This is a genomic window from Acidovorax delafieldii, from assembly GCF_007993815.1.
In the GTDB taxonomy this organism is placed as follows: domain Bacteria; phylum Pseudomonadota; class Gammaproteobacteria; order Burkholderiales; family Burkholderiaceae_C; genus Acidovorax; species Acidovorax delafieldii.
The window spans coordinates 1,106,773-1,132,486 of the sequence record NZ_VJWE01000011.1 but is presented as its reverse complement, the minus strand read 5'-3'; the positions used below and the strand labels follow the sequence as shown (position 1 = coordinate 1,132,486).

Annotated in this window: 26 protein-coding genes and 1 riboswitch; of the genes, 7 read left to right on the top strand and 19 right to left on the bottom strand. The window is 67.0% G+C overall.

Translation table 11 applies throughout. The features are described from left to right. Nucleotides 1–120: 120 nt before the first annotated feature. The 7 genes from ubiD to ubiU all read right to left on the bottom strand — a co-directional run bounded on the left by ubiD (nt 121) and on the right by ubiU (nt 5,976). Entirely contained in the window at nt 121–1,608 is a 1,488-nt protein-coding gene (gene ubiD / locus ATF69_RS07925) for a 4-hydroxy-3-polyprenylbenzoate decarboxylase (RefSeq protein WP_146870513.1), read from the bottom strand. Nucleotides 1,609–1,674: 66 nt separating this feature from the next. Beyond that, the gene (locus ATF69_RS07920; RefSeq protein ID WP_146870512.1) at nt 1,675–2,271 is read right to left on the bottom strand and encodes a UbiX family flavin prenyltransferase; all 597 of its coding nucleotides are present in this window, start codon (nt 2,269–2,271) and stop codon (nt 1,675–1,677) included. Then, complete coding sequence (locus tag ATF69_RS07915; RefSeq protein WP_146870511.1) at nt 2,264–2,677, bottom strand: putative zinc-binding protein; 414 nt, start codon at nt 2,675–2,677, stop codon at nt 2,264–2,266. The genes ATF69_RS07920 and ATF69_RS07915 overlap by 8 nt, the downstream gene beginning before the upstream one ends. A 2-nt stretch (nt 2,678–2,679) precedes the next feature. Beyond that, nucleotides 2,680–3,201, bottom strand: a complete 522-nt coding sequence (ubiT, locus tag ATF69_RS07910; RefSeq protein ID WP_146870510.1) for a ubiquinone anaerobic biosynthesis accessory factor UbiT — start codon at nt 3,199–3,201, stop codon at nt 2,680–2,682. Between the two features lie 15 nt (nt 3,202–3,216). Beyond that, nucleotides 3,217–3,837 carry a PAQR family membrane homeostasis protein TrhA gene (gene trhA, locus ATF69_RS07905; RefSeq protein WP_056056758.1) on the bottom strand — a complete coding sequence of 207 codons (621 nt, stop codon included), beginning with the start codon at nt 3,835–3,837 and terminating at the stop codon, nt 3,217–3,219. Between the two features lie 18 nt (nt 3,838–3,855). After that, nucleotides 3,856–4,818, bottom strand: a complete 963-nt coding sequence (locus ATF69_RS07900; RefSeq protein ID WP_146870509.1) for a U32 family peptidase — start codon at nt 4,816–4,818, stop codon at nt 3,856–3,858. A gap of 123 nt (nt 4,819–4,941) precedes the next feature. Continuing rightward, nucleotides 4,942–5,976: a ubiquinone anaerobic biosynthesis protein UbiU gene (gene ubiU / locus ATF69_RS07895; protein WP_146870744.1), complete on the bottom strand. Its 1,035-nt coding sequence runs from the start codon at nt 5,974–5,976 to the stop codon at nt 4,942–4,944. Between the two features lie 256 nt (nt 5,977–6,232). On the opposite strand from ubiU, the gene ATF69_RS07890 reads away from it, so the two are divergent. Beyond that, nucleotides 6,233–7,417: an MFS transporter gene (locus tag ATF69_RS07890; protein ID WP_146870508.1), complete on the top strand. Its 1,185-nt coding sequence runs from the start codon at nt 6,233–6,235 to the stop codon at nt 7,415–7,417. Here ATF69_RS07890 and ATF69_RS07885 read toward each other — a convergent pair. Further along, nucleotides 7,403–8,329, bottom strand: a complete 927-nt coding sequence (locus ATF69_RS07885; RefSeq protein WP_146870507.1) for a LysR family transcriptional regulator — start codon at nt 8,327–8,329, stop codon at nt 7,403–7,405. The genes ATF69_RS07890 and ATF69_RS07885 overlap by 15 nt on opposite strands. A gap of 158 nt (nt 8,330–8,487) precedes the next feature. Here ATF69_RS07885 and ATF69_RS07880 point away from each other — a divergent pair, with 158 nt between their 5' ends. Continuing rightward, the gene (locus ATF69_RS07880) at nt 8,488–9,858 is read left to right on the top strand and encodes a M20/M25/M40 family metallo-hydrolase (protein ID WP_146870506.1); all 1,371 of its coding nucleotides are present in this window, start codon (nt 8,488–8,490) and stop codon (nt 9,856–9,858) included. 130 nt (nt 9,859–9,988) lie between these two features. Next, nucleotides 9,989–10,471: a YidB family protein gene (locus ATF69_RS07875; protein ID WP_146870505.1), complete on the top strand. Its 483-nt coding sequence runs from the start codon at nt 9,989–9,991 to the stop codon at nt 10,469–10,471. Between the two features lie 69 nt (nt 10,472–10,540). On the opposite strand, the gene ATF69_RS07870 is transcribed toward ATF69_RS07875, so the two are convergent. The 6 genes from ATF69_RS07870 to ATF69_RS07845 all read right to left on the bottom strand — a co-directional run bounded on the left by ATF69_RS07870 (nt 10,541) and on the right by ATF69_RS07845 (nt 18,072). Then, complete coding sequence (locus ATF69_RS07870; RefSeq protein ID WP_146870504.1) at nt 10,541–11,419, bottom strand: alpha/beta hydrolase; 879 nt, start codon at nt 11,417–11,419, stop codon at nt 10,541–10,543. A gap of 138 nt (nt 11,420–11,557) precedes the next feature. Continuing rightward, nucleotides 11,558–12,085 (bottom strand): peroxiredoxin family protein, encoded by a 528-nt coding sequence (locus ATF69_RS07865; protein ID WP_082564846.1) that lies wholly within the window; start codon nt 12,083–12,085, stop codon nt 11,558–11,560. Nucleotides 12,086–12,151: 66 nt separating this feature from the next. Next, on the bottom strand, nt 12,152–13,642 hold the full coding sequence (locus tag ATF69_RS07860; protein WP_056742633.1) for a M20 family metallopeptidase: 1,491 nt from the start codon (nt 13,640–13,642) through the stop codon (nt 12,152–12,154). 70 nt (nt 13,643–13,712) lie between these two features. After that, the gene (locus tag ATF69_RS07855) at nt 13,713–14,939 is read right to left on the bottom strand and encodes a GGDEF domain-containing protein (protein WP_146870503.1); all 1,227 of its coding nucleotides are present in this window, start codon (nt 14,937–14,939) and stop codon (nt 13,713–13,715) included. Between the two features lie 99 nt (nt 14,940–15,038). Next, on the bottom strand, nt 15,039–17,102 hold the full coding sequence (locus ATF69_RS07850) for a methyl-accepting chemotaxis protein (RefSeq protein ID WP_146870502.1): 2,064 nt from the start codon (nt 17,100–17,102) through the stop codon (nt 15,039–15,041). Nucleotides 17,103–17,238: 136 nt separating this feature from the next. Continuing rightward, nucleotides 17,239–18,072, bottom strand: coding sequence for a hydroxypyruvate isomerase family protein (locus ATF69_RS07845; protein ID WP_146870501.1), 834 nt, complete (start codon nt 18,070–18,072; stop codon nt 17,239–17,241). Nucleotides 18,073–18,240: 168 nt separating this feature from the next. Between ATF69_RS07845 and ATF69_RS07840 the strand changes: the two genes are divergently transcribed. Both ATF69_RS07840 and ATF69_RS07835 read left to right on the top strand, forming a co-directional pair. Then, a complete protein-coding gene (locus ATF69_RS07840; protein ID WP_146870500.1) occupies nt 18,241–18,711 on the top strand; it encodes a MerR family transcriptional regulator in 471 nt (156 codons plus the stop codon). A gap of 72 nt (nt 18,712–18,783) precedes the next feature. Continuing rightward, nucleotides 18,784–19,425, top strand: coding sequence for an NAD(P)H-dependent oxidoreductase (locus tag ATF69_RS07835; protein ID WP_146870499.1), 642 nt, complete (start codon nt 18,784–18,786; stop codon nt 19,423–19,425). Here the strand turns inward: ATF69_RS07835 and ATF69_RS07830 are convergent. From ATF69_RS07830 to ATF69_RS07815, 4 genes are all read right to left on the bottom strand, one after another. Continuing rightward, nucleotides 19,403–20,539, bottom strand: coding sequence for a glycerophosphodiester phosphodiesterase (locus ATF69_RS07830; protein ID WP_146870498.1), 1,137 nt, complete (start codon nt 20,537–20,539; stop codon nt 19,403–19,405). The two genes, ATF69_RS07835 and ATF69_RS07830, sit on opposite strands and share 23 nt — an antisense overlap. 83 nt (nt 20,540–20,622) lie before the next feature. Beyond that, nucleotides 20,623–21,207, bottom strand: coding sequence for a methionine biosynthesis protein MetW (gene metW, locus ATF69_RS07825; protein ID WP_055402134.1), 585 nt, complete (start codon nt 21,205–21,207; stop codon nt 20,623–20,625). Next, nucleotides 21,204–22,334: a homoserine O-succinyltransferase MetX gene (gene metX, locus ATF69_RS07820; RefSeq protein ID WP_146870497.1), complete on the bottom strand. Its 1,131-nt coding sequence runs from the start codon at nt 22,332–22,334 to the stop codon at nt 21,204–21,206. The genes metW and metX overlap by 4 nt, the downstream gene beginning before the upstream one ends. Before the next feature lie 246 nt (nt 22,335–22,580). Further along, the gene (locus tag ATF69_RS07815; RefSeq protein WP_146870496.1) at nt 22,581–23,147 is read right to left on the bottom strand and encodes a TMEM165/GDT1 family protein; all 567 of its coding nucleotides are present in this window, start codon (nt 23,145–23,147) and stop codon (nt 22,581–22,583) included. A 9-nt stretch (nt 23,148–23,156) separates the two neighbouring features. Beyond that, nucleotides 23,157–23,349: riboswitch (yybP-ykoY riboswitch) on the bottom strand. Nucleotides 23,350–23,594: 245 nt separating this feature from the next. On the opposite strand from ATF69_RS07815, the gene ATF69_RS07810 reads away from it, so the two are divergent. Together ATF69_RS07810 and ATF69_RS07805 are read left to right on the top strand one after the other, a co-directional pair. Continuing rightward, nucleotides 23,595–23,978: an RNA recognition motif domain-containing protein gene (locus ATF69_RS07810; protein ID WP_056056787.1), complete on the top strand. Its 384-nt coding sequence runs from the start codon at nt 23,595–23,597 to the stop codon at nt 23,976–23,978. Between the two features lie 271 nt (nt 23,979–24,249). Next, nucleotides 24,250–24,804: an RNA recognition motif domain-containing protein gene (locus ATF69_RS07805; protein ID WP_056742615.1), complete on the top strand. Its 555-nt coding sequence runs from the start codon at nt 24,250–24,252 to the stop codon at nt 24,802–24,804. Between the two features lie 117 nt (nt 24,805–24,921). Here the strand turns inward: ATF69_RS07805 and ATF69_RS07800 are convergent, their stop codons facing one another. Then, a complete protein-coding gene (locus ATF69_RS07800; protein WP_199170858.1) occupies nt 24,922–25,704 on the bottom strand; it encodes an SDR family oxidoreductase in 783 nt (260 codons plus the stop codon). Nucleotides 25,705–25,714: the final 10 nt, after the last annotated feature.

Here is a 25,714-nt window from a genome sequence, read left to right as displayed (position 1 = left end):
CCGTGGGATGCCGGTGCAGAGCCCTCTTTGCCGGGGCTGGCGCATCGTCGCAAACAACGCGGGGCGTGCTTGTCTTCTACGTGACTGGAGAGCGCAGCACCGCCGTGGTGCACGGACGGGTCACAGGCCCAGCGCTGTGAAAAGCCCGTCCACGCGCGCCTGCACGGCGGCGTCCATGGCCATGGGGCGGCCCCATTCGCGCTGGGTCTCCCCCGGCCACTTGTTGGTGGCGTCCATCCCCATCTTGCTGCCCAGGCCGCTGACAGGCGAGGCGAAGTCCAGGTAATCAATGGGGGTGTGCTCCACCAGCAGCGTGTCGCGCGCCGGGTCCATGCGGGTGGTGATGGCCCAGATCACGTCTTTCCAATCGCGCACGTCCACATCGGCATCCACCACCACGATGAACTTGGTGTACATGAACTGGCGCAAGTGGCTCCACACGCCCATCATCACGCGCCGTGCGTGGCCGGCGTAGGCCTTGCGGATGCTGACCACCGCCATCCGGTAGCTGCAGCCTTCCGGCGGCAGGTAGAAGTCCACGATCTCGGGGAACTGCTTTTGCAACAGCGGGATGAACAGCTCGTTCATCGCCAGGCCCAGCACGGCGGGTTCGTCGGGCGGCTTGCCGGTGTAGGTGCTGTGGTAGATCGGGTCCTTGCGCAGGGTGATGCGGTCCACGGTGAGCACGGGGAACTCGGCGCATTCGTTGTAGTAGCCGGTGTGGTCGCCGTACGGCCCTTCCAGCGCATGCTGCCAGCCGCTCGCGTGATGGGCATCGGGCTGGATGTGGCCTTCAAGCACGATCTCGGCGGTGGCGGGCACCTGCAGGGGCACGCCCAGAGCGGGCGTGACTTCGGTGCGCGCGCCGCGCAGCAGACCTGCGAACTGGTATTCGCTTAAAGAATCCGGCACGGGCGTGACGGCCCCCAGCAGCGTGGCCGGGTCCGCCCCCAGCGCCACGGCCACGGGGTAGGGCTGACCGGGGTGGGCAGCGCAGTGGTCGGCAAAGTCCAGCGCCCCGCCCCGGTGGGCCAGCCAGCGCACGATGACCTGGTTGCGTGAGAGCACCTGCTGGCGGTAGATGCCCAGGTTCTGCCGCGCCTTGCGCGGGCCACGCGTGATGGTCAGGCCCCAGGTGATGAGCGGGGCCACGTCGCCGGGCCAGCAGTGCTGCACGGGCAGGCGGGCCAGGTCTACGTCGGGCCCTTCCCACACCTCCTGCTGGCAGGGTGCGCCGCGCGCCACGGTGTGCGGCGCCATGTTCCACAGGGTCTTGAGCAGCTGGCCCATGCCCAGCATGTCCTTGAAGCCTTTCGGCGCCTCGGGCTCCTTGAGGGTGGCCAGCAGTTCGCCCAGGGCGCGCACGCCGTGCAGGTCGGCCACGCCCATGGCGCGGGCCACGCGGTCTGTGGTGCCAAACAGGTTGGTGAGCACCGGCATGCGGTGGCCCGTGGGCTGGGTGAACAACAGCGCCGGGCCGCCTGCGCGCAGCACGCGGTCGCTGAGCGCAGTCATCTCCAGGTGGGGCGACACGGGCTCCGCCACACGGCGCAGGTCGCCCGTGGCTTCGAGCTGGGCCATGAAGTCGCGCAGGTCGCTGTAGGCCATGTCAGGTTCAGGATTTGAATGAAATCGGCCGATAGCGCAGGTATTGATTGCGCTAACAGCTATAAATTAAGGAGCATTCAGCTCCAGGCCCTGCCACCGGGGCGCCAGGGCGTGCGGCACATCCATGAGGTCGAGCACGCGCGCCACGCTGTAGTCCACCACCTCGCCCACGGTCTGCGGGCGCAGGTAGAAGGCGGGCAGCGGCGGGCAGATGATGCCGCCCATCTCGGTCACGGCCACCATGTTGCGCAGGTGCGTGAGGTGCAGGGGCGACTCGCGCACCATCAGCACCAGGCGGCGGCGCTCCTTGAGGGCCACGTCGGCCGCACGCGTGAGCAGGTTGTCGGCCAGCCCATGCGCTATGGCAGCCAGCGTGCGCATGGAGCAGGGCGCGACCACCATGGCATGGCACTGGAACGAACCGCTGGCGATGGCCGCGCCCACGTTGGCCACGTCGTGCGCGCGGTGGGCCAGGGCCTCGACGGCGGGGCGGTCCATGTCCAGCTCGTGCTGCAGGTTGCGCCAGCCGGCGTCGGAGACGACCAGGTGGGTCTCGATGCCGCTTTGGCCTTGCAGCACCTGCAGCAGGCGCGCGCCGTACACGGCGCCGCTGGCGCCCGAGATCGCGACGATGATGCGGCGGGTGTGGGCAGCATCAGCCATGCGAGGGCTCCACCACAGAAGGGCGCCGCAGGGGCTGGGCCTGCTGGTCGACCTCCACCTGCTCCAACACCAGCGCGGCCTGCACGGGGTCAAAGTCTTCGTGGGTGCGCTTTTTCACGCCGTATTGCTGCAGCTGGTAATGCCGGTCGGCCACGATGCCATGGCGCGCCAGCGTGCTTTTCACGCAGACCAGCGGACAGCCGTCGAGCGCGATGATGGGCCGGCCCGAGCGCACGGTCTTCATCAGGTGCGGCACATCGCCCCCCACGCCCGCAATGCACGACATCTCGGCCACGCCGCGCCGGTCGAGCTGCAGCGCCACATGGTTGGCCAGCTGCGCGGCGCTGGAGCAGCCGGAGCAGGAATAGACCAAGGGGTGGTTCTGGGGATGGGTGTCGGTGGTCATGCTCACCCTCCGTTGCGTGGAGTGGGGTCGAGGCGGCGGCGCAGGTGGCCCAGCACCTGGCGCGGCGCCAGCTTGTGGACCCACTGGCGCGGGTCCAGCACGGGCAGCTCGATCGCATCAAGCGCGTTCTTCACCACCAGGCTTAGCTCGGTGTCGCCCTCCATCGACAGACGGCGGCTGAAGAACAGCGTGTCGGGGTCTTGCTGGCGCTGGGCCAGCAGCAAAAAATCATGGGCCGTAGCGCTCAGCGTGACATCGGCCACCTGCGGCGGCACCAGCGGTGCATGGGGGGCGAAGCGCTGGCCCGTCCAGGCAAAGTCGAACGCCACGCGCGCATCGCGCACCTGCACCCGCATCTTCTTGTGCAGCAGCACCTGGCCCACGTCCGCAGGCAAGTGCCGCGCGAGCGCCAGGTTGAGCGCGGTTACCAGCAGCTGCGAGCCAGGGTAGGCGGGCAGGCGCGCCAGCACAGCGCCCACGGGCGCAGGAACGACCAGGGGGAAAGGAAGGGGAGAAGCCGCCATGAGACAGAAGGGCCCTCAGGCCACGTAGAAAAACACGGTGAAAAAGTGGCAGACGCTGCCGCCCAGCACAAACAGGTGCCACAGCCCGTGGCCGTGGCGCACGCGGTGGTCCAGCGCATAGAAGACGATGCCCAGCGTGTAGCAGGCCCCACCCGCCAGCAGCCAGGCAAACCCGGCTGGCGTGAGCGCCTGCCACAGCGGCACCACGGCCACCAGCGCCAGCCAGCCCATGAGCACATAAATGACCAGCGACAGCACGCGTGCACCCCGTGCCCACCAGATCTCCTGCGCAATGCCCAGCAGGGCCAGCCCCCACACCACGCCCAGCAGCGACCAACCCCAGGCGCCGCGCAGCGACACCAGCGCAAACGGCGTGTAGCTGCCGGCGATCAGCAGGTAGATGCTGCAGTGGTCCAGCTTTTGCAGCACGGCCTTGATGGTGCGCCGACGCACGCTGTGGTACGCGGTGGAGGCCGCGTACAGCGCCACCAGCATGGCGCCGTAGATGCTGAACGCCACCACCTTCCACGGGTCGCCCAGGCGTGCCGCGAGGGTGATGAGCACGGCCGTGCCTGCCGTGGCGAGCAGGGCACCCACCAGGTGGCTGATGCTGTTGAAACGTTCTCCGGGGTACATGCGGTGATTCGCTTCGCGTTATGGGTGCATCGCAGGCCGCGCGGCAGCACCACGCGCTGCCCCTTGCAGCCCCTGCTCCAGGCCTGGGCGAGCGAACCAGTAACCGTTGCAGGGCAGATCGGGCATGAAGGGCTGCATGCGCTCCACAAAGTCGGGGGTCTCTTCAGCAGTCTCTTGCGCAAGCACTGCGTGGCGGGCTTCGTCAAACGCGGCGATCACCTGCGCCATGTGCTGCGCCTGCGGGCTCAGCCGCACCACGTCCACGCCCAGGGCCTGCATCGTCGCCAGTTCGTTGGCCAGGTTATAGACGCGCGCCGATTGCGTTTGTGTGCCGTTGAGCACCAGAAAACCCTCGCCCTCGCGCGTGCGCAGCGGCAGGCCGTCGGCGTGTTGCAGGCAGCGGAACTGGCAGTCGTCCTTGGGCAGGTTGCGGTGGCGGGCGGTGAAGCACCGCGCCGAATAGGCCAGGGGCATGCGGCCGTAGGCAAACACCTCGGTCTCGATGCCTGCGGGCCGCTGCGCCAGCACAGCAGCGAGCGCATCCTGCGACATCTCCAGCGGCATCACCCAGCGCGTGGCGCCCCGTTGCGCCATCCATTGCAACGAGGGCGCGTTGTACAGGTTCAGGTGCGGCCCGGCCACAAAGGCCTGCGGCCCGACGGGTGCACGCGCAAGGCAGCTCACGGCCCCCATGTCATTGGCCTCGACCAGAAATTCGCCGTTGCCTGTGATCTTGTGCATCACGCCCACGTCGGCGCTGGACTCGATGAGCACCTGGCTGGACAAGACCGCTTCCTTGCCCGCGTCCCGCAGCATGCGCGCCAGCGCCAGCCAATCGGCCAGGCGCAGCTCATGGCGGCGCGAGCACACCGTCTCGCCCAGGTACACCACGTCCACGGGCGTGGCGGCCATGGCTTCGTAGAACGCGAACACGGTGTCGCGGGGCCAGTAGTACAGCAGCGGGCCGAGAGAGAGTTTCATGGGGCGATCTCCGGGGTTTCATCGTGATATTTCGGATTCAAAGCGGCGCACCGACCTTCGATCTGGCGCGATCCAGGCCAGGGGAAGCCGCGCAGCGGCTCAGGGGGTTGTCGCCTGATCATTTCATTTCCAGGGGCGGTGGTAAGCACCCAGGGTGTGCTGCTGGCCTTCTGCCACCTGGTCCAGGCTGGCCATCCAGCGCGTCTTGGGCGCATAGCGGTGCGGGTAGGCCAGGCACTGGTCCATGGCCTCGCGCCAGACCTGGGTGACCTGCGCCACATAGGCGGGGCTGCGCTGGCGGCCTTCGATCTTGATGGCGCGCACACCCATCTTGAGCAGCTGGGGCAGCAGCTCCAGCGTGTTGAGGCTGGTGGGCTCTTCGATGGCGTAGTAGTTCTCATCGTCCCCCACGTCGAAACGCCCCTTGCACAGCGTGGGGTAGCCCGCGTTCTCGCCGGGCGCATAGCGGTCGATGAGCACGCCGTTCAGGCGCGACTCGCGGCCCTGCGGCGTCTCCACCCAGCGCACGGCCTTCGGCGGTGAACACACGCCGTGCGTGTTGGGCGATTCGCCCGTCGCGTACGACGACAGCGCACAGCGCCCCTCGACCATCACGCACAGGCTGCCAAAGCCGAAGACTTCGATCTCGACCGGCGTACGGTCGATGACCTGGCGCACCTGCTCCATCGACAGCACACGCGGGAGCACGGCGCGCACGATGCCGAACTGCTCGCGGTAGAAGTTGATGGCCTCGTAGTTGGTGGCCGAGCCCTGCACCGACAGGTGCAGCCGCAGCCGGGGATGGTGCTGCACCGCGTATTGCATGAGGCCCGGGTCGGCCAGGATGACCGCGTCCACGCCCAGGTCGACCGCCTTGTCCAGTGCGCTGCGCCACGGCCCCGGGTTGGCGGCCTGCGGGTAGGTGTTGAGCGCCATGAAGACCTTGCAGCCACGCGCATGGGCATGGCCAATGCCCTGCGCAATGGCCGCCTCGTCAAAGTTGAGGCCTGCAAAATTGCGCGCATTGGTGGCGTCGCGCAGGCCCAGGTAGACGCAGTTGGCGCCATGGTCCACGGCGGCCTTCAGGGCGGGCAGGCTGCCTGCGGGGCAGACAAGTTCCAGTCCGGGGGTTGCAGCTTCAGGCAGCACCGCCTCCATCGATTTCAGGGGTTCCATCACAAACATTCAAACGCGGGCCCCGGGCCGGGCCACAGCACTGGGCGCCACCATAATGAGGACACCCCACGCATCCGCTGATCTTCATCAACGGCGGTGCACAATTCCGGAGCAAACCAGTCGGGTTTTGATGTGGCCCGCCTCCGCAGCGCACCCCATAGCCGCCAGGCCTTGACTTGCGTCTACGCTGTCCCACTTTTCGTTCCTTCCTTTTGCCCAACCCGGGCGCTGCCCTGTCATGAACAAGAACCTGTGGCTGCTGGCGCTGTGCCAAGGCCTTTTCCTCACCAACAACGTTGTCTTCATTGCCATCAATGGCCTGGTGGGCCTGCAGCTGGCGCCCTTTGGCTGGATGGCCACGCTGCCGGTGATGGGCTACGTGGTAGGCGGGGCGCTGTCCACCCCGCTGGTGGCGCGCACGCAATCGCGCTGGGGGCGCAAGGTGTCGTTCCAGATCGGGCTGGCCGTGGCCGTGGCATCGGCCGCGCTGTGTGCCTGGGCGGCGTTCAGCGGCAGCTTCTGGCTGCTGTGCACCGCTACGCTGGTGGCGGGCTACTACAGCGCCAACGGTGGCCTGTACCGCTTTGCGGCCGCCGAGCTGGCCCCACCGGACTACCGCGAGAAGGCCGTGTCGCTGGTGCTGGCCGGTGGCTTGCTGGGTGCAGTGGCGGGCCCCAACCTGGCCAGCGCCACGCGCACGCTGTTCCCGGTGCCGTTTGCGGGCGCCTACATCGCGCTGATCGGCGTGGCGCTGTTGTCCATGCTGTGCATGGCAGCCATCCGGTTCGAAGCGCAACCCGTGGTGCTCAACGCTGCGGGCCAACGCGAGCAGGGGCGCCCCCTCTCTGTACTGATGCGCCAGCCTGCCTTCATCGTGGCCATTGTGGGCGCTGCGCTGGGCTATGGGGTGATGAACCTGCTGATGGCGGCCACGCCGCTGGCCATGCAGGTGTGTGGCTTTGACTTTGACGCCTCGGCGCTGGTGCTGGAGTGGCATGTGATTGGCATGTTCGCTCCCGGCTTTGTCACCGGCCACCTCATCAAGCGGTTTGGCGTGCTGCCCATCATGGGCACGGGGGTGTTGCTCAACTTCGCCTGCGTAGCCGTGGCGCTGATGGGCGTGGAGCTGTACCACTTCGGCATTGCGCTGTTCTTCCTGGGGGTGGGCTGGAACTTCCTGTTCACCGGCTCCACCACACTGGCCATGACGGCCTACCGCCCTGAAGAAAAAGACCGCGCCCAGGCGGCCATCAACTTCTGCGTGTACGCCACGCTGGCGCTGAGCGCGTTCTCGTCGGGTGTGCTGGTCACCACCCAGGGCTGGACGCTGCTCAACGCCGGGTCGCTGGTGCCCATTGTGGTGACGGGGCTGGCGCTGGCCTGGCTGGGTCTGCAGCGCAAGCGCGTTTCACGCGGCGTCTGAAGGCACCTCCGCCACAGCGCCTTCTGCGGCCACCGTGGTGCGCAGCCACTGCGCAAAGGCCGCCACCGCAGGGTCTTCCAGGCGCCGCGGCGCCACAAAGAGGCTGTAGCCCCGCGCACCGCTGTCGTGGTGCGGGTGGGCCAGCACCAACTCGCCCGATTGCAGTTCGCGCTCCACAAAATACCGGGGCACCAGGCCAATACCCAGATCGGCGCGCACCGCCTCCACCAGCATCGAGAACAGATCAAAGCGGTGGCCGCCCAGGGTGTGGGCCGGCACGCGCGTGATGCCAGCGCGGCCCAGCCAGTCGTCCCACGCCCCCAGGCGGGAGCTGAGCTGCAACAGCGGCACGGCCCGGAAGTCGCCGCGCTCTGTCGCACGCCGGTGGCGCGACTGCGGTGCACACACGGCCACGCAAACCTCGGGCATCAGGGGCGCTGGCACCACGCCGGGCCAGGCCGCGTCGTCGTACTGCACGGCCACGTCGAACGGGATCTCCGCCATGTAGATCTGCGTGGGATACACCTGCAGGTGCAGGCTGCAGCCTTTGTGCTGTGCAAGGAAGGCCGGCAGCCGGGGCAGCAGCCAGCGCTCGGCAAACACCGGCACGCAACCCACCAGCAGGCGCGCGCCATCGGGCCGCTGGGCCATGGCTTCGAGGGTGTGGTTTTGCAGCCGCAGCAGGTCGCCCACGATCTGCGCGTGGTAGCGGCGGCCCACGTCGGTGAGGGTGGAGCCCCGCGCGCCGCGCTGCACCAGTTGCAGGCCCAGCTGCCCCTCCAGCAGGCGCAGCTGCTGGCTCACGGCGCTGTGGGTGAGGCAGAGTTCTTCGGCGGCCTTGCTCACGCCGTGGTGGCGCGCCACAGCATCAAAAACAAGCAGGGCACGGGTGCTGGGGATGTGTTTGCGCATGTAAGAAAAACTGTCGGCTCGGCAGATTAAAGCAGAGCCCAGGGGCGGGGTTCGGTCCAACAATTGCATGGCAATGCATGCCGGCCCACGGCTCCATCCACGATGGCTGGACAGGCCGGTCACTCCTTCCGTTTGTGTTCGTGTTTCGCTGGATCACCATGACTCTCCCTCTCCATACCTTCCGTGCCACAGCCCTTGCGGGTGCCATGGCCCTCGCCTGCGCCGCCTTGCTGCCCGGTGCCGCCCATGCGCAGTTCGGCGCCGTGGCGCCCACGCCCACCGTGCTGCGCCCTGCCGTGGACAAGGCCTATGGCCAGCTGATGGCCGCACCCCAGATCCTGCAGCTGCTCGACGCCGTGAAGGCCGACCACGACCGCGCCACCGAAGACCTGCGCATGCTCACCGAGATCGAGGCGCCGCCGTTCAAGGAACAAAAGCGTGCCGAAGCCTTCCTGGCCCGGCTCCAGGCCCTGGGCCTGACCAATGCCGCCATCGATGCCGAAGGCAATGTGGTGGGGGTGCGCAAGGGCACGGGCAACGGGCCCAAGCTGGTCATCTCGGCCCACCTGGACACCGTGTTCCCCTCCGGCACCGACGTGAAGGTGAAGGAGCGCGACGGCAAGCTGTATGCGCCCGGCATCTCCGACAACACGCGCGGACTGGCCGTGCTGCTGTCGTGGCTCAAGGTGCTGAACGACCAGAAGATCGCCACCGTGGGCGACCTGGTGTTTGTGGGCAATGTGGGCGAGGAAGAGCTGGGCAACCTGCGCGGCATGAAGCACCTGTTCAAGGAACACCTCGACATCGACGGCATGGTGGCGCTGGAGCCAGCGCCCGATGGCACGGTGCTGGTGCTGGGCACGGGCAGCCACCGCCACGAGGTGACCTTCAAGGGCCCGGGCGGCCACAGCTACGCCGCGTTCGGCGAGGTGCCCAGCGCCATCCACGGCATGGGCCGCGCCATTGCCAAGATCGCCGAGATCCGCACGCCCAAGAGCCCCAAGACCACCTTCACCGTGGGCACGGTGGGCGGCGGCACGTCCGTCAACACCATCGCGCCGGATGCGCGCATGGCGGTGGACATCCGCTCCGACGAGATGGCCCCGCTGCTGGCCACCGAAAAGCAGGTGCTGGCCGCCGTGGACAGCGCCGTGACCGAAGAGAACGCACGCTGGGGCGTGAACACCCTGAGCGCATCGACCAAGCTCATCGGCGACCGGCCCGGTGGTCGCACCGCCGCCGACGCGTTGATCGTCGAGGCTGCCGTGCGCGCCAACACCGCCTTTGGCCGCAAGACGGTGCTGGCCGGTGCCAGCACCGATGCCAACGTGCCCATGGCGCTGGGCATCCCCGCCATCGTGATCGGGGGCGGCGGCAAGACGGGCGGGTTCCACGCGCTGTCGGAGTGGATCGACCTGACGGATGCCTGGAAAGGCGCCCAGACCTCGCTGGTCACGGTGCTGGGGCTGGTGGGGGTACAAGGTGTGAGTGCGCCGCTGCTCGACAAGCGCCCACCCCGCACCAAGTAGTGGCGTGGCACCCCAGCGGCGTCACCCCGTTCACGATTGTTGACACGAAGGCGCCGCCGAGGTGCGTACCATGGATGGTTCCGTCCGGGCTGGCGCACTGCCGCCCTTCATTCCTCTGCAGGAGAACACCATGGGTTTGCTCGATTCCGTTCTGGGTGCCGTCATCAACAACGCGTCGCAAGGCGGCAGTGGCGCCGCTGCGGCGGGTGGGGCCGGTGGTGGCCTGGGTGGCCTGCTGAGCCTGGCCGCACAAAACCCGCAGTTGGTGCAGGCCGTGATGTCCCTGATCAGCAACGATGGACCGGTGGGCGGCCTGCCGGGGCTGATGGCCAAGTTTCAGCAAGCCGGGCTGGGCAACGTGATTGCGTCGTGGCTGAGCGCCGGGCCCAACCAGGCGATCTCGGGTGAGCAGCTGTCGCAGGTGTTGGGCAGCGGCCCCCTGTCGCAGATGGCCGCGCAACTGGGTGTGGCCCCCGGTGCAGCCGCCGGGCAGCTGGCCCAGGTGTTGCCGGGCCTGGTCGACCACCTGAGCCCCCAGGGCCAGGCGCCCCATGGCGGGTTTGGCAATGCCAACGACCTGCTGGGGATGCTCGGCGGCCTACTTCAAAAATAATAGCAACCGGGTCATATTGCACTAGCGCAACCAGCCGTTTTCTCTGAAATCAGGCCACCCGGTGCCTGCCTACGGCCTTGCAGGCACCGCGCAGCGCCGCACCAGCCACTGCCGCAGCAGGTCGAACACCGGCTCAGCCAGCTCGGGGCTTTCGTTGAACAGCTCGTGGAACAGGGGTTCAAAGCAATGCGAATGCACCACGGCCTTGGGTGCGGCAGCCGCAAACGCACGGCTGCCGGCGGGGTTGACCAGCTTATCGCTGCCCGCCCACATCAGCAGCGTGGGCACGCTCCAGTGCGCAGCGCGGGCCACGGTGGCGGGGCCACCCTCGGCAATGAAGCGGGCCAGGCGGGCGCTGATGCGGTCGTGGCACAGCGGGTCGGCCAGGTAGGCCGCCACCACGGCGCTGTCGTGCGAGAGGTATTGCGCGTCCAGCCCGTTGCCCACGCGCAGGTTGGGCGCAATGCGCGGCAGCGTGGCCAGCAGCAGTTTTTGCACGGCGTCCAGGCCGGCATCAAGTGCGGGGGAGGACAACACCAGCGCATCCACCGGGCGCAGGTGCAGGGACACAAACCGCGAGGCCACCAAGCCGCCCATGCTGTGGCCCAGCAGCACCAGGGGCTGGCCCGCAGGCATGCGGGCGCGGGTGGCGTCCACCAGGTCTGCCAGATCGTCCAGCAGGCGCATGTCCGACGTGAGCCCGCCACGCGGCCCGGCCGATTCGCCGTGGCCGTATTGGTCATAGCCCCGCACCGCAAACCCCCAGTCGTTGAGGCGGCGGGCCAGCGCGTCATAGCGGCCCACATGCTCGCCCAGGCCGTGCACCAGCAGCACCGTCCCCCGGCAGGGCTCGCCCTGCGGCAGGGGCCAGTCCTGCACGGCGAGGTTCTCGCCATCGCTGGCGGTGAAGGTGGTCAGGGTCGAAGGAAGCAGTTCGTCAGAAGTCATGGAAAGCAGGGCATTCGAGACGCGATGGGACAGCATACCCGGCGCACCCAAATACCCGATGCACTAAATGGTCAGGCTTGTACTGCCGGCAAGACCCAGAGAGCGTGACCCCTGATCGGGCGAAGCTGCTCGGGGTTTTCAAGCCAGAGATACCCAGAGGTCATCCCAGTCGGTGGGCAGGAAATTGCCTTCGCGCCGCAGCACTTGCTGGTGCTTGCGGTTGAGCACGAAGTGCGTGGGACGTCGCGAAATGGCGCCAAAACTGTCCTTGTGCCCCTCGGCGTTTCGCCAGGCAATGGGAAAACGCTGCTCGGCGGGCACTGATACCTTGAGCAGCTCGATGTACTGCATGAAGTCAGAAGCCTTCTCATCCATGTTCACGCCCAGCAGCACAAAGTCGCGCTGGCGATTGGCGGTGTAAAACTCGCGCATGAGGCGCAACTCGTTGGTGCACAGAGCGCAGCCAGCGGTGAAAAAGCTCACCAGACACACCTTGCCCGCATAGTCCGTCAGCATGACCGGTTTGCCTTCGCTGTTGGTACCGGTCAGCGTGTGAAGCGGGCCCGGTGTGCTGCCGCCAGCCGGGGTCTGGGCCGTACCGGACGCCGGCGCGAGAGTGGCAAGGGCAGCTGCAGAGCAGGCGTGGAGAAATACGCGTTTTTCCATGGTGTGACCCGGTGATGGAAGCGTGAGGAAGAGCACCCAGGGCGCCTGGTGTGGCGCCCTCTGGTGTCAGGGGGCCGTGGCCGCAGCGGCTGCCTGCTGGGCCATGGCCGCCATCACGTGTGCCACGGAGGCGGTGAGGCGCTTGGCATAGGGCACGTGCAAAAACTCGTTGGGGCCATGCGCGTTGCTCTTGGGGCCCAGCACGCCACACACCATCATCTGCGCGGTGGGAAAGCCTTCGCTGAGCATGTTCATGAGCGGAATGGTGCCGCCCTGGCCAATGTAGCCGCAGGGCGCGCCAAAGTGCGCCTGCGAAGCCTCGTTGAGCGCCTGCTCGAACCAGGGTGTGGTGGCCGGGGCATTCCAGCCCGTGGCACCGCCGCCGCTCTGGAAGGTGACCTTGGCCTGGTAGGGCGCGTTGTCTTCCAGCAGCGCCTTCAGGTCCTGCACGGCTTGCGCTGCGTCCACCAGCGGGGGCAGGCGCAGGCTGAGCTTGAAGGCGGTGTAGGGTCGCAGCACGTTGCCAGCGTCCTGCAGCGCCGGAAAGCCTTCGGCCCCGGTGACGCTGAGCGTGGGCTCCCAGGTGCGCTTGAGCAATGCCTGCACCGGGTCGGTGGTGGTGGGCAGTGCAAACGTGGTGGAGCCGCCGCAGTCGTAGTGCGCCCAGGGGAAGCGGCGGTACACCTCTTCGCCCAGGATGGCCGCCGTGGCGCGGGCCTGGGCCAGCCGGTCGGCGGGCACTTCGCAATGGAAGCTGGCGGGCAGCAGGCGGCCAGTGGCGCTGTCTTCCAGCCGGTCCAGCACCTGCCGCATGATGCGGAACGACGAGGGCACCAGGCCCGAGGCGTCGCCCGAGTGGATGCCCTCGGTGAGGATCTCGACCTTCAGCGTGCCGCTGGCCATGCCGCGCAGGCTGGTGGTGAGCCACAGCTGGTCGTAGTTGCCGGCGCCCGAGTCCAGGCACACGACCAGCGCCACGTTGCCCATGCGGGGCTTCAGTGCATCGATGTAGGGCAGCAGGTCGCGCGAGCCGCTTTCCTCGCAGGTTTCAATCAGACCCACGATGCGCGGGTGCGGCACGTTCTGGCGCTTGAGTTCCTGCACCGCAGCGATGCTGGCGTACACCGCATAGCCGTCATCGGCGCCGCCCCGGCCGTAGAGCTTGCCGTCTTCGTACTTGGGCGTCCAAGGGCCCAGGTCGCTGCGCCAGCCAGAGAACTCGGGTTGCTTGTCCAGATGGCCGTACATGAGCACGGTGTCGGTGGCATTGGGCTGGGTGGCGGCGATCTCGAAGAACAGCACGGGGGTGCGGCCTTCCAGGCGCACGATTTCGAGCGTCAGGCCCTCGACCTTTTGCGACTCCACCCAGGCGGCGGCGTTGCGCACCACGGTGTCGAGCAGGCCCAACTCGGCCCAGTCGGCCGCGAACGTGGGGGACTTGGCAGGGATGGCGATGTAGTCGGTGAGCTGGCGAACAATGTCGCTGTCCCAGGCCTGGCTGACACGCTGCAGGGCAAGCTCAGGCTGAAGGACTTGGGAGGGCACTCGGGCGTTCATGGTGGGGCTCCTGAAGGCGGAAGGTGATCAATCCGCCATTCCAACACAACCCCCCGCCGGGCGCCATCGATCAATACAGAGACTCGGGCAGGGTCTCGGGATTGGCCTGGGCCGCCAGCTGGGCGCTGGGGCGGCGCAAGCCCGTGGCCACCTCGACGCGGTTGCGGCCGTTGTTCTTGGCCTGGTACAGCGCGCGGTCGGCGGCAGCAATCAGCATGTCCCAGCTGTCACCCGACTCCAGCCGCCCGCCAAACACGCCAATGCTCACCGTGACCGCAATGCCGGGGCCGGGCACGCCATCGGCGGGGCAGCGGGACTCCTCGACCGCCTTGCACAGCTCGCGCGCCAGCTGCTCGGCGCCCGTGAGGCCGGTGTCGGGCAGCAGCACCATGAACTCCTCGCCCCCGTAGCGGCCCACCAGGTCCTGCGCACGCACGCGCTGGCGCAGCACATTGACCACGCTGCACAACACGCGGTCACCGGCGGGGTGGCCGTACTGATCGTTCACGTCCTTGAAGTGATCGATGTCCACCATCATCAGCGCCATGGGCTCGCGCATGCGCTGCGCGCGGGCCACGTCGCGGTCCAGCGCCGCGATCAGCGAGCGGCGGTTGGCCACGCCGGTAAGCGGGTCCAGCGCGGCCAGCACGCGGTTGTTTTCGTCGGCCCGGTCGCGCGACATGAACACAAAACCCACCGAGCTGACGAGTACCACCGAGAAGGTGGCCAGAAAAGTCAGCGTCTGCAGCGCACTGCTTTGCAGGATGTTGGTGGCCTCGGAATGGGTGCTGATGGCCACCAGCGCACGCCCCCCCAGCACCACTGCCTCCAGCGACAGACCCGCCACCAGCAGCCACTGCCCGCGCCCCACGGTGGCGTGCCGGTGCGACAGTGCCGCCAGCAACGCCCACACGGCCTGCAGCCCGATGACCAGGCCCACAAAACTCACCCGCGCCGGAAAGTTGTCGATGAACACCGAGACAAAAACCAGCACCAGCAGCGGTGGTGCCAGCAGCAGGGGCCAGCGCACGGGGCGCCCCTGGAACTGATAGACCGCAGCAATCATCCCCACGAACACACTGGACAACATCAGGTTGCCGACCACGATGGACAACACATCGGGGATCAGGCCGCGCAGCATGATGAGCAAGTGGCCGATGGCGTTGACCAGCAGGGCCGCCGCCCAGCGGCCCAGGCCATCGCGCCGTCGGCCCCAGCCCACCACGGCCATGGAGGCCGCCATCATGAGGGAGCTGGCAATGATCATTGCCAGCATGGTGGGGACGTGGGCGGCCATGAATGCAGGTGGGCGGGGGAGTGGAAGGAATCAGACCAGCATAAACCAAGGGCCACAGACCGCAAACCGCCGGATGACCACCCCCACCGTTCGTGCGCCCTATTGCAGCTGGGCGGGCGCCCGGGCTCCGCTGCCGGGCGCGTGCTGTCCCTCGCCGTCGCCGGTCTGCGCCATGGGCGCAGCCAGGGCCTCGCGCGCCGAGTAACCCAGGCCACCGTGGGTCGCCGTGCCGTCGCCCCGCGAGAGTTTGAACACCTGTACCGCCCCGGCCAGCCGCGTGGCCTGCTCGCGCAGGCTTTGCGCAGCGGCGGCCGATTGCTCCACCAGCGCGGCGTTCTGCTGCGTCATCTGGTCGAGCTGGTTGACGGCGGTGTTGACCTGGCCGATGCCGTCGGACTGTTCGGTCGACGCTGCGGTGATCTCGCCAATGATGTCGCCCACCCGTTTGACCGAACCCACGATCTCGTCCATGGTGCTGCCCGCGTTCTGCACCAGGCGCGCGCCCGATTCCACCCGCTCTACGGACGCACCAATCAGCGCCTTGATCTCGCGCGCCGCCTCGGCGCTGCGCCCGGCCAGGTTGCGCACTTCGCTGGCCACCACGGCAAAACCCCGGCCCTGCTCACCCGCACGGGCGGCTTCCACCGCAGCGTTGAGCGCGAGGATGTTGGTCTGGAACGCGATCGAATCAATCACGCCGATGATGTCGGCGATCTTGCGCGAGCTCTGGTTGATGTCGCCCATGGTGGTGACCACCTCGCCCACCACCTGGCCGCCCCGCGCAGCCACTTCGGCGGCGGTGCTGGCCAGCTGGTTGGCCTGGCGGGCGGCGTCGGCCGACTGGCGCACGGTGGAGGTCAGATGCTCCATGCTTTGTGCGGTCTGCGCCAGGCTACTGGCCGTGGCCTCGGTGCGGGCCGACAGGTCCTGGTTGCCGCTGGCAATCTCGGCGCTGGCGGTGGTGATGCTGTCCACGGCATTGCGCACCTGCTGCAGCATTTGCGTATAGCGCTGGCGCATGCCCTCCACCTCCTGCACCAGCGCGCCGATCTCGTCGCGCCGCGTGGTGTGGAAGGCCTCGGTCAGGTCGCCCTGCGCGACCAGCGTGATGGCCTGGGTCAGGTCCTGCAGCGGGCGGCTCACGCCCCGGCGCAGCATGACGAACAGGCCGATGGCCAGCAGCACCACGGCCACGGCCATCAGGCCCCAGACTGCCAGCGTGACGCGCCGCTGGCTGGCCATGGCCTCACCGTCGGCCACCTCCGCCACCACCCACCAGCCGCCACCGGTCTTGCGCACCAGGGCCCAGGGGTTCTCGGCGCCGGTGCCCAGCACGTCCGCGGCCCCGCGCACAAAGCCGTCCTGCGATGCGGCCAGCGCTTCAAAGAAGGGGCGCGCCTGCGGGTAGGCCTCCAGCACGCGCTTGCCGCGCGCGGTGGGGTGGTACACAAACACGGCCTGGTCCAGCGAGGTGCCAGGGTTGATCACATAGGTGCCGCCGTGTTCGAAGAACTTCGTCTGCGCCACCTGTTTTTGCAGCATGGCGTGGAACACGCTGATGTCATTGCCGATGAACAGCAGCGCAATGACCTTGCCCGAGGCGTCCTTGGCGGGCAGGTAGTGGCCCATGAAGGGCTTGCCGTTCACCACCGTGACGCCCGTAAAGGGCTCGCCCTTGGACACCGTGGCGTAGGCCGGGTCGGTGCGGCCAAGCGGCGTGCCCATCTGGCGCTCGCCCTTGTCGTTCTTGACCGAGGTGGTGATGCGGATGAAATCGTCGCCCTTCTTGGCGAACACGGTGGCAATGCCGCCCGTTTCGCTGGCGAATTTGTCGACCGAGCCGTAGTCCTCGTTGACCAGCGCGCCGTAGCTGCGCAGCTCGCCCGAGGCTTCGTCGAGCTGCATGGCGGCCTCGAAGTAGCGCTGAAAGCCCTTCATGGTCAGCTGCACCAGCTCGCGGTTGGTGTTGTCGGCCGCGTCCAGCGACTGCGCCACGCTCTGCGCCGTGTCGCCCACGCTGGCCACCACCTGGGCGCGGGTGCTGCGCTCGGTCAGCACGGCAATCGCTAGCCCCACCAGCACCAGCACCAAGGCCACCAGCGCAATGGCGGTCAACGTGACCTGGCGCGCGACGGATCGGTTGTTGGCAAGGGATGCGGGCATGCGGGGTGTCTCCTGGAATGGAATGCGAAAAGCCGGCTGGGCCGCTCTGCATTCACTCTAAGCCCAGCACCTTGTTACATTTATTCACGCATTCCCTTACGCATTCGCGCGTACTGGAGCTGGCCCGCGAAACGATTTAGGCCGGGTGCTGGGGGCCGTTGCGCAGGGCAAGGTCCCGCCAGCCAAGCCCCTGCGATGTCCCTGCCGACGGGCTGTATTCGCAACCCACCCAGCCCGTGTAGCCCAGGGCGTCGAGGGTGTCGAGCAGGAACGGGTAGTGCAGCTCGCCCCGGTCGGGCTCGTTGCGCGCGGGCACACCCGCCACCTGGATGTGGGCCACGCGGCCCGTGGGCAGGTAACGCTGCAGCTTGCCGTGCAGGTCGCCCTCCACCAGCTGGCAGTGGTACAGGTCCATCAGCACCTTCAGGTGGGGCACCTGGGCCGCGTCGAGCAGCTCGTGCGCATGGTCCTGCCGGTTCAGAAAATAACGCGGCACGTCGCGCAGGTTGGTGGGCTCGATGAGGATGTCACACCCTGCACGCGCGGCCTGCTCTGCCGCCCAGCGCAGGTTGCCCACGCACAGGGCCTTGAGCGACTCGCGCTCCACCCCCGGCGGCACGGTGCCGCACAGCAGGTTGATGAACGGGCAGCGCAGTTGCTCGGCATACCGCAGGGCCTCCAGCACTCCGGCGCGAAACTCCGCCTCCCGACCCGGCTGCGCGGCGAGGCCCCGTGCGCCCTGGTCCCAGGCGTAGGCCATGTCGGTGGGCTTGAACCCGCCCGCCGGGGCGTTGAACAGCACCAGCTGCAGGCCGTTGTCCTGTAGCCGGGCAGCGATCTCGCGGGGATCGAAAGCGTAGGGGAAGTGCAGTTCCACCGCCCGGAACCCGTCGTGCGCCGCAGCCGCAAAACGGTCGAGCAAGGGCAGCTCTGTGTACATCAGGCTCAGGTGGGCGGCAAACTGGGGCATGGGGCAGTGCGAAGAGGCAACTTCAAAGCGCCGCAGCTTATCGTGTAGCCAACGAGCCCATTGCCCGCCCAGAGCGCCGTGGAGCCTGAATTTGTGCCAAATTCGCTTCTAGCGCTATTTTCATAAGCCTTTACAGCTATACATTTTATAGCAATCTCAGGATCACCCATGCGCATCGGAGAACTCGCCCAACGCACCGGCACCACGCCCAAGGCCATCCGGCTGTATGAGTCGCGGGGCCTGCTGGGCACGGTGGCGCGCGCGGGCAGCTACCGCCACTATGGCAAGGCCGATATGGCCCGCGTGTTGCTGATTCGCCGGGCCCAGGCGCTGGGTTTTCGGCTGTCAGAGCTGGATGGCCTGCCCCACATCGACACCGCTGCAGGCTGGGACCGCATGGCCCAACTGGTGGCCGGGCGGCGGGCCGCCGTGGCGCAGGAGCTGGCGCGCCTGGCAGCGCTGGACGCACAACTGGCCGCACTGGAAGCCGAGCTGCACACCTGCGACACGCTGGCCGTGCCCGTAGCACCCGAAGCCTGCGCTGCACCCTCCACACTGGCGGTGGCACCTCCAGCGCACAACCCCGCGCAATTTGGTGCAGCGACCACAGCGGGCGCTGCGAGATCCACCGCGACTTGACCTGACCGCTTGACTCTGCCCCGTGGGGCAAGGTGACCATGGCGCCATCAACAACACCGAGATGGAGCGTCTGTGGCAGAGCAGCACAACATTCTGGTCATCCTGGGCCACCCCGCCGCCGGGAGCCTGTGCGCGGGCATGGCACGTGCCTATGCCGAGGGCGCCCGGCACGCCGGGGCGCAGGTGCGCTTTCTGGACGTGGGCCAGCTGGCCTTCAACCCCCTGTTCCAGGGCTATGGCGCTGCCCAGCCGCTGGAACCCGACCTGCTGGCCGCACAGGCCGACATCAGCTGGGCGCACCACCTAGTGTGGGTGTACCCCATCTGGTGGGGCGCCATGCCCGCGCTGCTCAAGGGTTTTATCGACCGCGTGCTGCTGCCCGGCTATGCCTTCAAGTACCGCAAAGGCTCATCGCTGTGGGACAAGCTGCTGACCGGCCGATCGGCCGAGCTGCTGGTGACCATGGACTCGCCGCCCTGGTACTTCCGCTGGGTCACGCGCATGCCGGGGCACCACCAGATGAAGAAGGCCATCCTGGAGTTCTGCGGCATCCGGCCCGTGCAGGTGCACAGCTTTGGCCCCGTGCGCAGAGCCAGCGCCGACCGGTTGGCGCTGTGGGTGGAGAAGGCGCGGCAACTGGGGTTGCGCCAGGGGGCGCGTTCCGCACCGGGCAAGCCGCGCCCGGCATCTGTTACTTCGTCGCCTTCGCCGTGAAGGCCTGCACTGCAGCACGGCCCACCGCCGAGTCGTCGGTGAAGAAACCGTCGATGCCCGCGCGCAGATGGGCCGTGATCTCGGCCACGCTGTCGCCGCGCACGATGCCATCAGTGATCGGCGCCTTCTTCAGACCGGCGGGCAGGAAGGCGTTTTCGGGACGCAGCGTCCAGATATGCACTGCCAGCCCGGCGGCATGGGCCTGCGCGACCAGCGGCGTGGGCTCGCCGGGCACACCGTCCTTCACCGGCACCACCAGGGTCTTGAATGGCCCAACGGCGTTGGCGTAATTGGCCACCTGCTTCAGGCCCTCGGGCGTGATCAGGTCGGCATAAGCGCGCGTGTTGGCCGCGCCCTGGGCCAAAAAGTCATAGGGCCGGCCCGAAGGGGCGACCAGCTGCACCAGGCGCACGCTGCTGAGCTTGCGGATCGCCTGCAGGTTGCTGACCTCGAACGACTGCACGAACACGGGCGCGTCCTTGTGGTTCCAGCCGTTCTTCTCCAGCACGGCCAGCAGCGGCGCCTCCAGCGGCAGGCCGATGGACTGGAAATAGGTGGGGTGTTTGGTCTCGGGGTAGATGCCGATGGTGCGACCGGTCTTGGCCGTGGCCGCCTTGGCCAGGTCGATCACTTCCTGCAAGGTGGGCACCTCGAACTGGCCGTTATAGGCCACGTTGGCCGGGCGCTGTGCAGGGATGCGCTCGCGGGCGCGCAGGGTTTTGAGCTCGGCCAGCGTGAAGTCTTCGGTGAACCAGCCGGTGATGGCCTGGCCGTCGATGGTCTTGGTGGTTTTACGGCCCGCGAACTCGGGGCGGTCCACCACGTCGGTGGTGGCTTCCTTCACAGAGCCATCGGCGCCCAGGATGGCGATGGCGTTCTCGTGCCGCGCCACCAGCACGCCGTCCTTGGTGATGACCAAGTCGGGCTCGATGATGTCGGCACCGTCGTCAATGGCCTTTTGGTACGCGGCCAGCGTGTGCTCGGGCCGCAGCGCCGAGGCGCCCCGGTGGGCAATGACGGTGGGGGTGGGCGGCCAGGCCTGGGCGACGGCGCCCAGCGCCCAGGTGGTCAACAGCGCGGCAGCGGTCACTGCGCGCAGTGCAATGCGTTTCATGCGGGTCTCCTACAAACGGAGCCCGCACCTTAGCCGATGCGCTTGACAGCGGCGTGTCGCCGGGGCGTACACCCCGGTAAGCGCTACGCGTGTTCGAAGTGGAAGACGGCGGTGCCCGCGCGTGCGTTGGGCAGCCAGCGCACTTCCTGTCCATCCTGCAGGCCGAAGGCATCCAGGATGCGCAGGCTGTTCTTGGTGGCCAGCACTTCGAAGTCCTTGTAGGTGCCCACGCGGATGTTGGGCGTGTCGTACCACTGGTAGGGCAGGCGCCGCGTCACGGGCATGCGTCCGCGCAGGATGGACAGGCGGTTGGGCCAGTGGGCAAAGTTGGGAAACGCCACCACACCCGTGCGGCCTACGCGCGCCGTCTCGCGCAGCATGGTTTCGGCATTGCGCAGGTGCTGCAGCGTGTCGATCTGCAGCACCACGTCAAAGCTGTTGTCGTCGAACATGGCCAGCCCCTCGTCGAGGTTGAGCTGGATCACATCCACCCCGCGCTGCACGCAGGCCAGCACGTTGGCGTCGTCGATCTCCACACCATAGCCGCTGCAGCCGCGCTCGCGCTGCAGGTAGTCGAGCATGGCGCCGTTGCCACAGCCCAGGTCGAGCACGCGCGAGCCGGGGGGCACCAGGCGCGCCAGGGCTTGCATCGCCGCTTTTTCGGTCATGGTTGCAACTCCTTGGCAATGCTATCGAAGTAAGAGCGCATCACGCCCATGTACCGGGCATCATCGAGCAAAAAGGCATCGTGCCCGTGGGGCGCATCGATCTCGGCGTAGCTCACGCTGCGGCGGTTGTCGAGCAGGGCCTTCACGATCTCACGGCTGCGCTTGGGTGAGAAGCGCCAGTCGGTGGTGAAGCTCACCAGCAGAAACCTGGCCTGCGCCCGGGCCAGGGCCCGCGTGAGGTTGCCGGCATGGGTGCGCGCGGGGTCGAAGTAGTCCAGCGCCCGGGTGATGAGCAGGTAGGTGTTGGCGTCGAAGTAGTCGCTGAACTTGTCGCCCTGGTAGCGCAGGTAGCTTTCGATCTGGAACTCGATGTCCTGCGTGCTGTATTTCAGATCGATGCCTTCACGCAGCTGACGCCCGAACTTCTCGTTCATCACGTCGTCACTGAGGTACGTGATGTGGCCGATCATGCGGGCAATGCGCAGGCCACGCTTGGGGATCACGCCGTGGCGGTAAAAGTGGCCGCCGTGGAAGTCCGGGTCGGTCACGATGGCGCGGCGGGCGACTTCGTTGAAGGCGATGTTCTCGGCCGTGAGGTTGGGCGCACTGGCCACCACCACCGCGTGGCGCATGCGCTCGGGGTACTGCAGCGTCCAGCTGAGCGCCTGCATGCCGCCCAGGCTGCCGCCCAGCACGGCCGCCAGTTGCTGGATGCCCAGACGGTCCAGCAACCGCGCCTGGGCGTTGACCCAGTCTTCCACCGTGACCACAGGGAAGTCCGCTCCATAAACCTCGCCGGTGTCCGGGTGGTGGTGCATGGGCCCGGTGGAGCCAAAACACGAGCCCAGGTTGTTCACGCCGATGACGAAGAAGCGGTCGGTGTCCACGGGCTTGCCGGGGCCGATCATGTTGTCCCACCAGCCCTCGCTCTTGTCCTGCCCGGCGTACACGCCCGCCACATGGTGCGAGGCGTTGAGGGCGTGGCACACGAGCACGGCGTTCGAGCAGTCGGCATTGAGCGTGCCGTAGGTCTCAAAGGCCAGGTGGTAGTCGCGGATGGACGCGCCGCTTTGCAGCGGCAGCGCATCCGGGAAATGCATGGACTGGGGTGTGGCGATGAACGACATAGTTGGAACTGGTAAGCCCTCACGTTCCACCGCTTGCACACGCCGCAAGCCCCTCGAGGAGCCGCTGTCACCGAGGGCAAAACCTCGGCAAAAAAATACCCGGCGTCGCTAAAAACGAGGCCGGGCAGGTGTGTCGGACGGGTCTTTAGCAGAATTTATAAAGCGCCCGCAAGCTGTGGCAAATCGGCGCGTCTGGCAAATATACCAAAGCAGCGCCGCGTCGCCCAGCCCGTCGCACCGATCAGGTCAGCCTGCGGACGAAAAAATCGCCAGAAGCCCCAACACCAGAAAGATGGCGGCAGACACCAGATGCACCGCGCGAATCGGCACCTTGCGCGTGATGCGCTCGCCCAGCCAGACCACGGGCGCATTGGCCAGCATCATGCCCAACGTGGTGCCCGCCACCACCCAGAGGTAAGCGTTGTATTTGGCAGCAAGCATGACCGTCGCAATCTGGGTCTTGTCGCCCATCTCAGCCAGGAAGAATGCGACCACGGTGGTGCCAAACACACCCCAGCGTGGCGATCCGTCGGCTTCGCCTTCGTCCAGCTTGTCGGGGATCAGCATCCAGACCGCCATGGCGATGAACGAGGCGCCCAAAATCCAGCGCAGCACCTGGGGGCCCAGGAAGGTGGTCACCCAGGCACCGACAGCGCCGGCCAGGCCGTGGTTGACTAGCGTGGCCACCAGGATACCCAGCACGATGGGCCAGGGTTTGCGAAAGCGTGCCGCGAGCACCAGAGCGAGCAGCTGCGTCTTGTCGCCCATCTCGGCGAGCGCGACGATGTCGGTGGAAATGAAGAAGGCTTCCATGGGGGAGGGGGTCCTATCCGGCCGGATGGGTGGAAAACGCATTGACTGCACCCCGACTCCGGCCATGTGGATCGGTTTGCAGTCAATGGTCTCGCCCAGCTCAAAAGCCGCATACGCCATAGGTCTCAAAGAACCCAAGTGTGTTGACGCATGCCCCCGGCGCATTGCGCGGCCGGGCGGGCTACTCCCCAAAGACCCACGGATTTTACCCTATGGTTTGCCCTGAAATTCCCCGAAAAACCACGCTGCCCCGGGGTTTTGAGCCCATCTGCCCAGAAATAAAACCCCACGGGCCCCATAAAGTGATTAATAATGGATTCGCTTTTCTGCTTGCAGAAGGGCAGTTAGCTTAGCGGTGAATGGTCAGTTTCGCGTCTTTGAAGTCGTCACAGGTTTGTTGATTGCGTCGGGCTCCATCGCGTTTTTGTGTTTTTTCAGGAGTCCTTCATGGGCAACAAACTTTACGTGGGCAACCTGCCCTACTCTTTCCGCGACGAAGATCTGCAGCAGACCTTCAGCCAGTACGGCTCGGTTGGCAGCGCCAAGGTCATGATGGAACGTGACACCGGCCGCTCCAAGGGTTTCGGCTTTGTCGAAATGGGCAGCGATGCTGAAGCCCAAGCCGCCATCCAAGGCGTGCATGGTCAAAACTTCGGTGGCCGTGACCTCGTGGTCAACGAAGCCCGCCCTATGGAGCCCCGCGCTCCCCGTAGCGGTGGCTTCGGTGGCGGCAATGGCGGCGGCGGCGGTTACGGCGGTGGCCGTAGCGGTGGCGGCGGCTACGGCGGTGGCGGCGGTGGTGGTTACGGCGGTGGCCGTAGCAGCTACTAAAAAGTCCTTCTCGGCAGTCCTCAGGGCCTGCCGACGGCAAAAAAAGGAGCCTTCGGGCTCCTTTTTGCGTTCTGGCGCGGCACGGACACCACAGCGCGCAAAGCCCCTTGCTTTTTCCCCAAAAGTGTGGCGCATAATGGTCTGGCGGGTTTGGCCCGCATTTCAAGTTTGCGGTGATCCGTCAGTTTCGCGCTGAGAGCGTCATTGAGATTAGCTGGCTGCGTTTTGGGGACTCCATCGCTTTATCCATGTGTTTTTGAGGAGTCCCTCGATGGGCAACAAACTGTACGTCGGCAACCTGCCTTACTCGGTGCGCGACGGTGATCTGGAACAGGCCTTTGGCCAGTTCGGTGCCGTGACCAGCGCCAAGGTCATGATGGAGCGCGACACGGGTCGCTCCAAAGGCTTTGGCTTTGTGGAGATGGGCAGCGACGCAGAAGCCCAGGCCGCCATCAACGGCATGAACGGCCAGCCCCTCGGCGGTCGCAGCATTGTGGTGAACGAAGCCCGCCCCATGGAACCACGCCCACCCCGTAGCGGTGGTTTCGGCGGTGGCGGTGGTGGTGGTGGCTACGGCGGCGGCCGCAGCGGTGGTGGCGGATATGGCGGCGGCCGTGAAGGCGGCGGTGGCTATGGTGGTGGCCGCGAGGGCGGCGGCGGTGGATACGGCGGCGGCCGCGAAGGTGGTGGCGGGGGCTATGGCGGCGGTGGCCGCAGCGAAGGTGGCTTTCGCAGCCCGTACGGCTCGGGTTCGCGCAACGGTGGTGGCGGCGGCCGCAATGGCGGCGGTGGTGGCTACGGTGGCGGCGGCAACGGCGGCTACTGAACCACACCCGTTTTTGTGTCACAAGGGCCCTTCAGGGCCCTTTTTCATGGCAGCTGCACGTCGAGATAGCAATCTCATCGCCCCCGGCGCCTTGGAGCGCCTTGTGCAATCCCGCCCCTACTGCATTTCGCTCTGGCGGCGCTTGCGTGGGCGGCCCGCCAGCACTTTGTCAAACAATGGGTTCGGCAGCATGCGCAGCAGCTTGGCGACCACGCCCATTTGCCAGGGGATGACCCGGTAGCTCACGCCCGCCTGAATGGTGCGAAACGCCTGGTCGGCAAAATCGGCGGGCTGCATCAAAAACGGCATGCTGTAGCGGTTTTGCTGCGTGAGGGGGGTGTCGATGTAGCCCGGCGACACCGTCACCACGCGCACGCCGTGGGGGCGCAATTCACCGCGCAGGCTTTCGCAGTAGCTGATGACAGCCGCCTTGCTGGCGCAGTAGGCGCCATGGCCGGGCAGCCCCCGGATGCCGGCCACGCTGCCGATGCCCACCAGGGTGCCGCTGCCGCGCTGCACCATGGCGTCTACAAACGGCTGGAAGGTGGCCGCCATGCCGATGTTGTTGGTGGCAAAGGTGCGGGCCATGACGTCGATATCGTCCCGCACCGCTGTGTCCATGCCCACGCTGATGCCGGCATTGGCGATCACCACATCCGGCACACCCTGGCGTGCGATGCAATCGCGCCCTGCAGCCACGATGCTGTCAGTCACCGACACATCAGCACTATAAATTTCATAGCTTTCAGGGCTTATTCCTTGAGCGCTTGCCCATGTTTTGACTTCGGAAGTGCGCCGCGCCACCAGAGCCAGGCGAAACCCCGCTTGGTGATAGCGCTGGGCCAGGGCTTGGCCGATGCCACTGGATGCGCCGGTGATGAAGACAAGGGGAGTGGTCATGTGCATTCCG